General features: G+C 47.4%; 7 protein-coding genes and 1 pseudogene. All 8 read left to right on the top strand.

Annotation, left to right across the window (positions count from 1 at the left end; all coding sequences use genetic code 11):
- Positions 1-821 precede the first annotated feature (821 nt).
- Positions 822-3,050 carry a KAP family P-loop NTPase fold protein gene (locus TY09_RS17775; protein WP_052335745.1) on the top strand — a complete coding sequence of 743 codons (2,229 nt, stop codon included), beginning with the start codon at positions 822-824 and terminating at the stop codon, positions 3,048-3,050.
- A gap of 262 nt (positions 3,051-3,312) precedes the next feature.
- Positions 3,313-3,528: pseudogene (locus TY09_RS16485) on the top strand (type I glyceraldehyde-3-phosphate dehydrogenase); the annotation flags it as partial.
- A gap of 381 nt (positions 3,529-3,909) precedes the next feature.
- A complete protein-coding gene (gene glgB, locus TY09_RS16490) occupies positions 3,910-5,856 on the top strand; it encodes a 1,4-alpha-glucan branching protein GlgB (RefSeq protein ID WP_042436610.1) in 1,947 nt (648 codons plus the stop codon).
- Positions 5,857-5,898: 42 nt separating this feature from the next.
- Positions 5,899-7,110, top strand: coding sequence for a glucose-1-phosphate adenylyltransferase (locus tag TY09_RS16495; RefSeq protein WP_009062084.1), 1,212 nt, complete (start codon positions 5,899-5,901; stop codon positions 7,108-7,110).
- The gene (gene glgD, locus TY09_RS16500) at positions 7,110-8,225 is read left to right on the top strand and encodes a glucose-1-phosphate adenylyltransferase subunit GlgD (RefSeq protein WP_042436612.1); all 1,116 of its coding nucleotides are present in this window, start codon (positions 7,110-7,112) and stop codon (positions 8,223-8,225) included. Before TY09_RS16495 ends, glgD begins: the two co-directional genes overlap by 1 nt.
- Before the next feature lie 121 nt (positions 8,226-8,346).
- Positions 8,347-9,771 (top strand): glycogen synthase GlgA, encoded by a 1,425-nt coding sequence (gene glgA / locus TY09_RS16505; RefSeq protein ID WP_042436614.1) that lies wholly within the window; start codon positions 8,347-8,349, stop codon positions 9,769-9,771.
- Positions 9,768-11,033, top strand: a complete 1,266-nt coding sequence (locus tag TY09_RS16510) for a glycoside hydrolase family 3 N-terminal domain-containing protein (protein WP_242841523.1) — start codon at positions 9,768-9,770, stop codon at positions 11,031-11,033. The genes glgA and TY09_RS16510 overlap by 4 nt, the downstream gene beginning before the upstream one ends.
- A 106-nt stretch (positions 11,034-11,139) precedes the next feature.
- Positions 11,140-11,364, top strand: a complete 225-nt coding sequence (locus TY09_RS16515) for a hypothetical protein (RefSeq protein WP_042436621.1) — start codon at positions 11,140-11,142, stop codon at positions 11,362-11,364.
- Positions 11,365-11,835: the final 471 nt, after the last annotated feature.

An 11,835-nucleotide genomic window follows, 5' to 3' on the forward strand; every position in this document is an offset into this window, starting at 1 on the left:
TTTATTATATAATCTTATGTAATATTACTTGGAGAATAAAAGGCTTTCGCCTAGGACCGTAAAAGAAAAATACGTATAATGCAACAGGATTGATGTCGATTAAAACTCTATTTAAAATGGTTGTTTTCCTATACTCGTTCATTATGCTCATAGTCATAATAAGTATAGGACATTTTTATGATGCTAAGCAAAATAATTTAAATTTCTTTTATGGATTTATTTCGATTTTGTCATGTCAATCTTTTTGTATGACAATAAGACTGCATATTTGTTGTGAAATTATGTTGACTTGAAATTAGGGAGAGAAAACATGCGGGGGCTTTTACAAAATCTCAGTTCAAATTTTTATGGAGTCCGTCCTATAGCTGATTGGCATTCACATATCAATAAAATTTTAGCGATATGCGATATACATCTCCCTGTCTTGTTTCTCAAATCATGCCATATTTACTTATAAATTAGATGGGGTAACAATTGACTTTGTTATGATTACGATATCTACCTATATCAATAACCAAATATCATTTTGAACGTTTATCATTGAATAATTAGATAATAATTGTTATAATTAAACATATGTAGACTAAATGCCGTTCCTCTTAATTATGTAGCGGTATTTGTAAATTGTGCAGAATAATTTCTGTACGGAATTTTTTAGAAAATAAGATGATAGCAATGATGGGAAATTTGTATGAGTTTTGGTTATAGGCTATAATCTGTAATACAACTTTTACGAATAGAACAATGCTACCGCAGTTAAGATGTAGTTATCATTTGTGATATAAAACCAATATATGTTATTTTGACAAGGGGTAACGTAAATGTATTCAGATACACCAATAGTCAGTTCTCAAGAAGATACCCTGAACCGTGCATCTTTTGCCCGTCAATTAGCTCAGACTATTATGAGTTATGACCAAGAAAACAGTTTCAATATAGGTTTATATGGCGAATGGGGGTCTGGAAAGACCTCAGTTATTAACATGCTGGAAGAATCGTTAAGTAATCTCTCCGCCGAAATGGAGCATATGCCCGTTGTTTTGCGTTTTAATCCTTGGATGTTTTCCGACCAAACTCAGCTTGTTACTCAATTCTTTAAGCAACTATCTGCAAAATTCGGTTCCAATAGTACATCTAGAGTGCAAAAAATAGGCAAGACAATGGAGACTTTTGGTGGGGCATTGGAATTTACTACACTTATTCCCCAAATTGGAGTTATCGGTACAATCGCATCTGCTTTTACGAAAGATTTAGGTAAAGGCTTGAACAAATATGCCGAGGGTAGAAACACAAATATTCAGAAGTTAAAAGACGACTTGATAGCTCTTCTAACATCGGCAAAAGTTAAAACGATAATCATTATAGACGACATTGACAGATTATCAGATGATGAAATTCGCTCTGTATTTCAGCTCGTCAAATCAATTGCGGATTTTCCAAACACAATTTATGTATTAGCTTTTGATTTTGATATTGTTAGCAATGCATTATCTGGTATACAGAAATATGATGGTGCAAAATACTTGGAGAAAATAGTTCAAGTTCCTTTTCATTTACCGAACATCACGGAGCAACAGCTCACATATACATTCTTGGATCAGTTAAATGATATTATTGGAGAAATACCAGAAGAAAATTTCGATAAGACTAAATGGTCGATGATGTTTCATCAAGGAATTAAACCTTTTTTGACTACAATTCGGGATGTAGTTCGATTAAGTAATACCATTAGCTTGAAATACTCATTTCTAAAGGATGAAACTGATATTGTCGATTTGATTGGTATTACTACTATCCAAGTTTTTCTTCCAGAAATATATGCTGTTATGCCCGCATACAAAGAGCAATTCTGCGGTTCATTTTCCATAAATTATTCTTCGTATAATAATGAAGAAAATGCCTTCCAGAAGCTTTATGAAATTTTAACTGAAGATATAAATGACACACAAAGAAATAACCTCACAGAAATATTATCGCTCATGTTTCCAAAAGTCAGTAGTACCATGAAAAAGGGCCTTTCGGGGATAAGTTATAATGGATACGGATCAATAAAGTTGGGAAGTATATATAACTCAAATTATTACGATAGATATTTCACATTAGCTTTTAGTGAAAGCTTGTCATTAAAGCAAGTGAATTATCTCGTATTTCATGCGAATGAACTTACTCTAGTTAATGAAATATCCAAACTGGATGAAAAAGAACTAACCAATCAATTTCTTGATTATTTGGCATCAATATTTAATCCTCTAAAAAATACAGATATACATAAAGATAGAGCGACATTGTTGTTAACTTATATAGTGAAGCATTGGGATACATTGCATGATGCTGATGATAAAAAATTTTATTCTTATCCTTGGCAATGGCGCTTGAGAAATACTGTTGATTACTTATTGTGGGTATTTATTGATAGGCAGGAACGTTATTCAACTATAAAAAACCTGTTTAAGGATACTTCTATACGGCTATCTCTTAAAACGCAATTATTACTGGGCTATGAGCGCGAACATAATCGTTTTACAGGAGAAAGCAATAAAGAACAAAATCCAGAAGAAGCTCTATTCACTATAGACAATGTATTGGAACTGGAAGATATTATATATGACTTTATTAGACAACAAATCAATGACGGCACTTTGATAGAAGAACCAAATTTTTCTTTTATAACATGGTTGGTGGAGAAAAGCGATAATGAAGATATCAAAATTACTTATCAGGAATATTTGAAGGACATATTGAAGAAAGACTCCAGTTTGGCACATTTTATTTCTTCGTTTATCGGACATGGAAAGGGAGCTAGCAATTTTGTTTTCGATATTTGGAAGATAGACTTAAAAAACATGGAAAAATATTTTGATTTAGCTGATACAGTAAATAGAATGGAGCAGTTTATCGAAAGTGAAGCATTTACTTTATTTCCAACAAAAACAAAAGAAAATGTTCTTGCGTTTTTATCTTTTTATGAGAAAAAAGATGAGCCTTATAGAGAAGATGCCACTAGACCCCTTATTGAAACATATGCCAAAAAGCATAACATAACTTTATAGCATCTTTCTTTATATCAATTGCAAAATTATTTCTATGAGTAGAGAAAACACAGTCTTCTATAAATACATTAAAACTCACTTATAGTTCTACACGTGTATAGCATATTTTATCTTGTCTTCTTTCTCAATTCGTGCTATAATTTACTCATAAATAGGTGGGACAACGATTCACTCTGTTGTGATAACGATAGCCACTTATAACGATAATTGACCTTTTAGGAAGTTCTTTTGTAGTATTAAGAATTGAGGCTTTTTTATGGGGGAAAACGAGATGAAGGGCATTCTGGGTTATACGGAAGACGCAGTTGTTTCCTCCGATTTCCTGGGCGATCCTCGTACCTCCATTTTCGATGCGGAAGCGGGCATCATGCTCAATCCTAACTTTGTCAAGCTGGTTTCCTGGTACGACAACGAGTGGGGCTACAGCAACAAGGTGCTGGATTTGATTTCCCACATGTTCAGTGTCGATCATAAATAATCAATAAGCTCCGGCTGGCCGGAGCCTGGTAACGGTGTATGTGCATAAAAAACACATGCACCGTTTTTTTATATCGAATTGCCGTTTTCAAGGCTAAAGTGCTAAAAATACAGCGCGTCCTCTTTTTTTCTAAAATGTGACACCGATCATCCGGTAAGATACAGTAATGCGGCTTAAAAACGCATCATTTCATTTCTGGTTTCTTTTGTTGTTTGAATTCTATTGCCCATTACCTAATCAGCTTGGCAATTATTTGTGATATATATACAAATTACTGATGTATCAAATCGAATTGTTTTAAGAAAACTACTAAAAACTATTGAATTTTTAGAGATTTATGGTATGATGGAACTAGAAAGCTCTGGAAGGGAGTGGATTCACATGTCATCAAAAACGCAGGGCTCCAGTATGCCGCTTTTCCTGTTCCATCAGGGGACGAACTGCAGGGCCTATGAGTATATGGGCATGCACGAAACGGAACAGGACGGGTCCCCCTGCATGGTGTGCCGGGTTTGGGCGCCAAACGCCCTCTCTGTTTCTGTTGCGGGCGAGTTCAACGACTGGGATGCCGACGAGTATCCGATGGAGAAGATCAGCCAGGGCGTTTGGGAGGGGTATCTGCCTTTTGTTCTGCCGGAGTATATGTCTTATAAGTTCTGCATTGAGCAGACAGACGGTACCAAGGTGTTTAAAAGCGACCCCTATGCATTTCATTTTGAAGATGGCTTCGGCAACGCATCCAAATATTATTCGCTGGACGGCTTTTCTTGGAAGGATACGGCATGGAAGCGCCGGCAGGCGCAGAAGCCCCACTACAATCAGCCGGTCAATATTTACGAGCTGCACGCGGGCTCCTGGCGCAGGAATCCCGACGGCAGCATCTACTCCTATCGCCAGCTGGCCGAAGAGCTGCTGCCGTATGTGAAAGAGATGGGGTATACGCATATTGAGCTGATGCCCCTTACGGAATATCCGTTCGACGGCTCCTGGGGCTATCAGGTGACGGGCTATTTCGCTCCGACCTCCCGTTACGGCACGCCGAAGGATTTTATGTATTTTGTGGATCAGTGCCACCAGGCGGGAATCGGCGTGATTCTCGACTGGGTTCCCGCACATTTCCCCAAGGATGAAAACGGCCTGGCCCGCTTCGACGGCACCCCCTGCTATGAATATGCGGACCCCAAAAAGGGAGAGCATAAGGATTGGGGAACGCTCGTATTCGATTACGGCCGCAGCGAGGTGATCAGCTTTTTGATTTCCAGCGCGGTGTTCTGGCTGGAGCAGTACCATATTGATGGAATCCGGGTAGACGCGGTCGCTTCGATGCTGTACCTCGATTACAGCCGCAAGACGGGGGAGTGGATCCCGAATGAGCAGGGCGGCCGGGAGAATCTTGAGGCTGTCACGTTCCTTCAGAAGCTCAATGAAGCAGTGTTTGAGGTGTCGCCCCATGTGATGATGATCGCGGAGGAATCCACCGCGTGGCCGCTGGTTTCCCGCCCAACCTACTGCGGCGGTCTTGGCTTTAATTACAAGTGGAATATGGGCTGGATGAACGATATGCTCCGGTACATGTCACTTGACCCCATTTACCGCAAATATAATCATGACAACCTTACGTTCTCGTTTATGTACGCCTTTTCTGAGAATTTTATTCTGCCCATCTCGCATGACGAAGTGGTGCACGGCAAATGCTCGCTGATTAACAAAATGCCCGGTGATAATGATGAAAAGCTCGCCGGTGTGCGTGCGTTTATGAGCTATATGATGGCGCACCCGGGGAAAAAGCTGATCTTTATGGGCACGGAATTCTGCCAGTTTGTGGAGTGGAACAACGAGAAGCAGCTCGAATGGTTCCTGCTGGAATATCCGCTGCATCAGCAGGCCCAGTGCTTTTTCAAGGCGCTGAACCATTTCTATTTGGAGAATCCCGCCTTGTGGCAGATCGATTTCTCGTGGGAGGGTTTTTCCTGGATTTCGAACGACGACTACACCCAGAGCGTCATTTCGTTCCGGCGGATCGATCAGGCGGAGAAAGAACTCGTTATCGTATGTAATTTTCAGCCGATTCAAAGGGAAAACTACTGTATCGGTGTGCCGTGGGACGGCGTCTATGAAGAGGTCTTCTCGTCCGATCAGGTAGAGTTCGGCGGTACCGGCATCACCAACGGGGATTCCATCTCCTCACACCCGATTCCGATGCACGGGTATGAACAGAGTGTCAGCCTCACGCTGCCTCCCATGTCCGTCTTTTATTTAAAATGCAAGCGCCGCCGTCCGAAAAAGAGCGGCGGAAGGCTGCAAAAACAGGCAAAACAGCCATCATAAACAGCGGCGCTTTTTAAAACACAAGCCAAGGAGGTAGTTACGATGTTGCCAAAACAAGAAGTTGTCGCCATGCTGCTGGCCGGCGGGCAGGGCAGCCGCCTGGGGGTGCTGACCAAAAACCTGGCAAAGCCTGCGGTGCCTTATGGCGGAAAATACCGTATCATCGATTTCCCGCTCTCCAACTGTGTCAATTCGGGAATTGAAACAGTTGGAGTGCTTACTCAGTACCAGCCCCTGGTACTGAATGATTACATAGGCAGCGGCCAGCCCTGGGACCTTGACAGCATGGACGCCGGTGTTCATATGCTGGCGCCGTATCAGCGTGGGCGCAAGGCCGATTGGTACAAGGGTACGGCAAACGCGATTTATCAGAATATTCCCTTTATTGAACGGTATCACCCGGACTATGTGGTGATCCTTTCGGGCGATCATATTTATAAAATGGATTATTCCAAAATGATCGCATACCATAAGGAGAAAGAGGCAGACTGCACCATCGCTCAGATTGAGGTGCCGTGGGAAGAGGCGCCGCGCTTCGGAATCCTGAATACGCGTGAGGACGGTTCGATCTATGAGTTTGACGAAAAGCCCAAAAAGCCGAAGAGCAACAAAGCATCGATGGGCATTTACGTATTCTCGTGGAGCAAGCTGCGCAAATATCTGGAGCAGGACGAGGCCGATTCCAAATCCTCCAACGATTTTGGCAAGGATTTGCTCCCTGCGATGCTGGAGGCAGGCGAAAGGATGTTCGCCTATGAGTTTAACGGCTACTGGAAGGACGTAGGGACTATCGAGAGCCTGTGGGAGTCGAACATGGATCTTCTCGACCCGCACACCGAGCTCGATCTGGGCGAGCCCTCGTGGAAGATTTATTCCCGCAATCCGGTGATGCCGCCGCATTATCTCGCGCCGGAGGCCATGGTGCAGAACTCGCTGATTGCCGAGGGCTGCAATGTGTACGGCGAGGTGGATTTTACGGTGCTGTTTGCCGGCACTTATATTGCGCCGGGCGCTGTGGTGCGCGATTCGATCATCATGCCGGGCAGCCGGGTGGAAGAGGGCGCCGTGGTTCAGTATGCGATTGTTTCTGAAAATGCTGTCATCGGGAAGGGCGCCGTCGTGGGCGCACGGCCCGAAGAGATGGACGATAAATCAAAATGGGGCGTCGCCGTGGTAGGCGAAAATTGCGTGATCGCACCCGGCGCCGTAGTGCCGGCGAAGGCGATGATCGACGCGGAGGAGGTGGCGAAATAATGCGTGGAAATAATGTGGTAGGGTTATTGTTCTCTAATGTTCACGAAGAAAGAGTGCGCGAACTGACAGAAAAACGCGCAATGGCCTCCGTGCCGTTCGGCGGGCGTTACCGCCTGATCGATTTTCCCCTTTCCAACATGGTCAACTGCGGCATCAATAAGGTCGGTGTTTTGACCAAGAGCAACTATCAGTCGCTGATGGATCATCTTGGCTCCGGCAAAGCGTGGGATCTGTCCCGCAAACGCGAGGGTCTGTACATGCTGCCGCCCTTTGGCGCGCAAAGCTCGATTTCCAACAGCCGCATCGATTCGCTTTCCGCTGCGTTCCGTTTCCTCTCCAGCTCGAAAGAGGAATATGTGCTGCTCAGCGACTGCGACATCGTCGCGAACATCGACCTGAAAAAGGTGATTGCCGCCCATATGGAAAAGCAGGCGGATATTACGATCGTGTACCGGTACGGCAAGATTCCGCCGAAGGTGTCAAACATCGGCGTTCTGCAGCTCGATCCCGAATTCCGCGTGCGCGATATGCTGATCGACCCCCACATGGAGGGGGAATGCAATTTCAGCATGAATATCATCCTCATCGGCCGCCAGCTGCTGATGAAGCTGGTGGAAGACTGCATCAGCCGCAATCTGTACGATTTTCCGCGCGACCTGCTGCAGCGCAACATTCCGCATTACCGCGTGTACGCGCATGAATTTACGGGCTTTATGCAGGTCATCAACTCGATGAACGCGTATTTCGAGGCCAATATGGCCCTCATGCTGCCCCAGGTGCGTGCTCAGCTCTTCTGCCCGGACCGCCCGATTTACACCAAGGTGCGCGACGATATGCCCGCGCGCTACGGCCTTGGCTGCCACGTGACCAATTCACTCGTCGCAGACGGCTGCCAGGTGGACGGCGAGGTTCATAACTGCGTGCTGTTCCGCGGCGTCAAGGTGGCAAAGGGCGCAAGACTTGAAAACTGCGTCATCATGCAGGACAGCATCATCGGGCGCGGCAGCCGCCTGAATTACGTGGTCATCGATAAAGATGTGGAAATCAAGGAAGAGCGCTCTCTGATGGGATTCCAATCTTATCCGGTCTTTATCAGCAAGGGAAGCATTGTATAATACCGATCTTTCATAAAACAGGCAAAACAGACGTTTCTCCCTCGCCTGTGGCGGGGGAGGGACCGAACTTTTCTCTTTGCTGTTGAATGGACGATTGGTGTAACTGACAGGAGGCGTTGTGATGAAAGTATTATATTGCACCAGTGAAGCCTTGCCCTTTGCCGCTACCGGCGGGCTGGGCGATGTGGCCGGCTCTTTGCCGCAGGCTCTGCGCCGCCGCCTGATCGGCTGCCGGGTTGTGATGCCGCTTTACGACGATATCCCGCAGGAGCTGCGCGATCAAATGCACTTTGTCACCAGTCTTTCGGTGCCGGTGGCGTGGCGCAGACAATACTGCGGCGTGTTTGAGGCGAAAGCGGGCGGAGTGATCTACTACCTGATCGACAACCAGTATTACTTTAAGCGTCCCGGCCTGTACGGCCACTACGACGATGCGGAGCGGTTCGCGTTCCTGTCGCGCGCGGCGCTCGAAATGCTGCCCGCCATCGATTTTAAACCCGACATCATCCATAGCAACGACTGGCAGACCGCTATGGTTCCGGTGTATTTCCGGTTGTTTTATGCCAATAACCCCTGGTATCAGGGAATCAAAACGGTCTTGACGATCCATAATATCCAGTATCAGGGCAAATACGGTATGGAGCTGGTGCGCGATGTTCTCGGCATTCCGGATTCCGCCTCGCAGCTTCTGGAATACGACACCTGCGTCAATATGCTCAAGGGCGCTGTCGAGTGCGCCAACTGGGTAACGACGGTCAGCCCTACTTATGCGAAAGAGATTCTGAATTCCTGGTTCGCCTATGGGCTGGAGGGGATTCTGAATTCACGCTCCTGGAAGCTCTCGGGGATTCTGAACGGCATCGACAACGTTCATTACGACCCGGAGAACGACGCCACGCTGCCCGCGCCGTTCAGCGCGGAGGATTTGACCGGCAAGGCCGAGAATAAGCGCGCGCTTCAGGAACAGCTTGGTCTTGAGCAGGAGGCGGATACTCCGCTGATCGGCATGGTGACCCGGCTGGTCGCGCAGAAGGGCCTTGATTTGGTGCGCGACTCGTTTGAGCGGATCATGACGGAAACAAACGCGCAGTTTGTGCTGCTCGGTTCCGGCGATTACGAGTACGAGAGCTTTTTTCGTGAGATGCAGAGCCGCTACCCCGGCCGTGTATGCGCGTATATCGGCTTTGTGCCGGAGGTTTCGCGCCGTGTATACGCCGGCTGCGACATTTTCCTGATGCCTTCGAAGAGCGAGCCCTGCGGCCTTTCGCAGATGATCGCCCTGCGCTACGGCGCCATTCCGGTTGTGCGCGAGACCGGCGGTCTGAAGGATTCCATTCAGGACAGCGGCGACGGCGAGGGCAACGGCTTTACGTTCCAGACCTACAACAGCGGTGATATGCTGTATGCCTTGTACCGCGCGCTGGAGGGCTACGCCAACAAGGAGGGCTGGGAGATTCTGGTACGCCGTGCTATGGCATGCGACAACAGCTGGGGCCGTTCGGCCAATGAATACATCCGACTTTACAGGGAGCTGCTGAAACAGTGAGTAGAAAGCATTACAGACCTCAATATACCAGACAAAGAAGAAGTATCGTCCCCATGCTCGTGCTGGCAGGCATCCTGCTGGCAGGGGCGGGGGCGTTTGCCCTGCTTGGACCATTTTCACCGTTTGCGGTCAAAAATCCGGTGCCAAGCACCCCTCAGACAAGCTCCTCTCAGGCGGAGCAGCCGCAGTCGTCAGAGGCTGCTTCTCAGGCATCCTCCGTGCCGGTGGTGGAGGGGACGGGGATTTTTAAGGACGCTTATCCCAAGGCCGCACAGACGCTGGCAGGAATGTCTCTGAAAGAAAAGGTGGGGCAGGTCTTTCTGTTCCGCGCCCCGACCGAAGGGGATGTGCAGACAGTAACCGAATACCAGCCGGGCGGTTTTTTCTTTGGGGCGGACAGCTTCAAAGACAAAACGCCGGAGCAGGTGCGCGCGATGCTGCAGGGCTACCAGGAGGCCAACAAAGTCAAAATGGCCTTGGCCGTGGATGAAGAGGGCGGCACCGTTACGCGGGTCAGCCAGTTCCCCGCTCTTTCACCGAAAAAATTCGCTTCTCCGCAGGTGGTTTACGCGAACGGCGGCATGGACGGCATCCGTCAGGATGCGCTCGATAAGGCCGATTTTCTGCTTTCTTATGGTCTGAACGTGAATCTCGCCCCCGTGGCGGACGTGACCTTTGACCGGAACACCTATATGTTTCCGCGCGCATTTGGCAGAAATGGAACGCGTACGGCGGAGTTTGTCAAAACAGTAGTGGAGGCCGCGAACAGCAAAAACCTTTCCAGCACGCTCAAGCATTTTCCGGGGTACGGCGGCAATTCGGATACGCACACCGGTATCGCGACGGATAACCGGAATATGGAAAGCTTCCGCGACAGCGATTTTCTGCCGTTTCAGGCAGGCATTGAGGCCGGTGTACAGTGCGTGCTGGTTTCGCACAACATCGTGACGGCAATGGACACGGAGAACCCGGCGTCTTTGTCGGCGGAGGTACACCGCATTCTGCGCGAGGAGCTTGGCTTTACCGGCGTCGTGATGACGGACGACCTCTCGATGCAGGGGCTGCGCGACAAGGCAGGGGAGAACTCCGCCGCGCCCGCCGCATTTTTGGCGGGGAACGATCTGATGCTTTCCACCGATATTTCGGGGGATTTCGATGCCCTGTACGCCGCCGTGCAGGACGGTTCCATTTCGCAGGAGCGGCTGGACGAAAGCGTACTGCGGATTCTGGCCTGGAAGTATACAATGGGTATTATGAGTTGAAAAATGCCCATTTGTATTTTTGAAATCGGCCGTTTTGTGTTCAATATTCCGGCAGACGGAATGTTGGGCATTCCGTGCGTGCCGCAAAGGGAAAGAGCGTGTACAGATGAGTAAATATGATCCTCTGTGGCAGCATCTGAAAGAGGATGGCCGCAGCCCGCTTAAGCTGTCTTTTGAAGAAATCAGGCAGGTTCTCGGCTTCGAGATCGACCATTCCTTTTTGAATTATAAAAAGGAAGCAAAAGAGTACGGCTATCAGGTTGAGAAAATTTCTTTGAAAGAAAAGAATGTTCTGTTTCAAAAGACAGAGGAGCCGGAGAATCGTATATAACCGGCTGCACTGCAGGGGATTATTTGCAAAGTATGGCTTTCGGTTATGCACGGAAAAACACCGGAATTTCAGGAAAAGAATATACTTTTCGTACTATTTGTCGAATGAATATGATAATATACAAAATGTATAAGAAAGCCGCCTCGGGAAGATTCCCGCGGCGGTTTGTAATTTTATAATGAAGTTTTTCGTTTTCAATAAAGCAGATGTTTTTTCTGTGAGTTGCCTCACGGGGACATTCCGCTGACGCAGGGCTTGCCCCTCATGCCGGGGCGGGCACTTACTTTCTTTGCGAGGCGGATTAAAATAAGAAGTGCAACAGAGTAAAAAGGGCCCATAAGAGAGGCCGTTGTGGTACAGTAGGAATTGATAAGACTACTACTGGAAAGGCGGCGCCCCTTATGAGCTACCACCATCTTACACTGAACGAGCGAAAAAAGCTATCCCTCATGTGGAGGGAAAAGAAAAATA

Origin of the sequence: Faecalispora jeddahensis, assembly GCF_000577335.1 — a bacterium.
In the GTDB taxonomy this organism is placed as follows: domain Bacteria; phylum Bacillota; class Clostridia; order Oscillospirales; family Acutalibacteraceae; genus Faecalispora; species Faecalispora jeddahensis.